Raw genomic sequence first — 2,021 nt, 5'->3', positions numbered from 1 at the left:
GCGTAGATGTCGCAATCCACACCGAACCCAGAAGGCCCTCACCTGTTCAAGCACCCAGTCCGCGTGTCACCAACGTCCCGGGACAGCACACCTAGAGCGACGATCAAGTCGGTCGCTGGTGATCTCGGTGTGAACACCGAGACACTGCGGAACTGGATCCGGGCCGCCGACGGGCGCCGCCCTGGCGCCCACTCCGCACCGCCGGCCGCTGCCCGGAATCTCGGTGCGGCCGCGGCACGTAAAAGGATCCGTGAGCTGGAGGAAGAACGCGACATCCTGCGCAAGGCGGCCCGATATCTCGCGACGGAGACGCGCTGGTGAACCGCTGCCAGTTCGTCCAGAATCACCAGCGCCGGTTCGGCGTGAAGCGGCTCTGCGACATCCTCGGCCTCTCCCGCCCAGCTTCTACCACTGGCGCCGCACCGCCGCCGCAAGGGCGGCTCGGGGTCGCCGAGGCCGAGCTCGCGGCCCGGATACGCACGGTCCATCAGGAATCCGACGGCACCTACGGAGCTCCCAGGATCACCGCCGAACTCCGCGACCAGGGCGAACGGATCAACCGCAAGCGCGTCGCGAGAGTCATGCGGACCATCGGACTCGAGGGAGTGCGTCTGCGCCGCCGACACCGAACCACTGCCCCGGACTCGACCGCGGCCAAGGCCCCCGACCTGATCGGTCGGGACTTCCCGCGACGCAGGTGAACACGAAGTACGTCGGCGACATCACATACCTGCCGGTCAGCGGCGCGAAGCCGCTCTATCTCGCGACCGTCATCCACCTCGCCTCGCGCCGTCTGGCCGGGTGGGCGATCGACGATCACATGCGAACCGAGCTCGTCACCGACGCCCTGGCGGCAGCCGAGCGAACTCGCGGCACTCTCGACGGAGCGATCATGCACACCGATCACGGATCGCAATATACGAGCAGAGCCTTTGCCGAAGTCTGCAGGCCAGCAGGGGTCCGGCAGAGCATGAGCGCGGTCGGGTCCAGCGCGGACAACGCCGCCGAGTCGTTCAACGCAGCCTTCGCAGAGACCCTCAAAGGCCGGAAGGGCTGGCCCAGCGAGCGCGAGGCGAGTCTCGACGCCTTCCACTGGCTGACGCGATACAACACCCAACGCTGGCATCCCCACCTCGCTCAGAGGTCTCCGGTCGCCTTCGAGAACACCTTCCATCTGACGTCAACTACCCTGGACCAAGCCGCATAGACGTGTTCAAAAGCCGGGGTCAAGGCCCCCTTCCAACGGACCAGGACGTGGAAGGAGTCCCCGGACCTCGAACGCGACGCGAAACTCGACCGGATCGAGGATGTGCTGGACCACTTCCCCGACCGGGTCTTCGCCTTCGATGAATTCGGCCCGCTCGGGATCCGTCCCACTGCAGGCTCGGGCACGGCGAGGCAGGGCCACCCCGCACGGCTCCCAGCCACCTACCACCGCACCCACGGCGTGCGCTACTTCCATGGCTGTTACTCGGTCGGCGACGACCGGCTGTGGGGCGTAAACCGCCGCAGGAAGGGTGCCGGAAACACGCTGGCCTCGCTGAAGTCGATCCGCGCCGCCCGCCCGGACGGCGCACCCATCTACGTGATCCTGGACAACCTGTCCGCCCATAAGGGCGCCGACATCCGCCGCTGGGCGAAGAAGAACAAGGTCAAGCTGTGCTTCACCCCGACCTACGCCTCGTGGGCCAACCCCATCGAGGCGCACGTTGGACCGCTGAGGCAGTTCACCATCGCCAACTCCCACCACCCCAACCACACCGTGCAGACCCGGTCCCTACACGCCTACCTGCGCTGGCGCAACGCTAACCTCCGCCACCCCGACGTTCTTGCCGCCCAGCGCCGAGAACGCGCCCGCATCGGCAGCGAGAAAGGCATCCGCTGGGGCGGACGCCCTCAAGTACGCGCAGCCTGAGACTGCCTAGGGGTTGTCCCGTAACTGGTGTGGCGGTTGGTGCGTTGGTTGGGTATGGGTGGGGTGATCTCAGCGGATGATCCGAAGTGGATCGAGCCGTTTTCCG

2 pseudogenes are annotated in these 2,021 nt (G+C 66.8%); both read left to right on the top strand.

From position 1 onward, the window contains the following. Window positions 1–42 precede the first annotated feature (42 nt). Window positions 43–1,207, top strand: a pseudogene (locus ACH4C6_RS36355) (IS3 family transposase). Between the two features lie 27 nt (window positions 1,208–1,234). After that, window positions 1,235–1,915: pseudogene (locus ACH4C6_RS36350) on the top strand (transposase); the annotation flags it as partial. Between the last annotated feature and the right edge of the window lie 106 nt (window positions 1,916–2,021).

This window comes from Streptomyces sp. NPDC017943 (assembly GCF_044328425.1).
Classification (GTDB): Bacteria; Actinomycetota; Actinomycetes; order Streptomycetales; family Streptomycetaceae; genus Streptomyces; species Streptomyces djakartensis_A.
The sequence above is the reverse complement of the archived record's forward strand: the minus strand, read 5'-3'. Positions and strand labels throughout refer to the sequence as shown.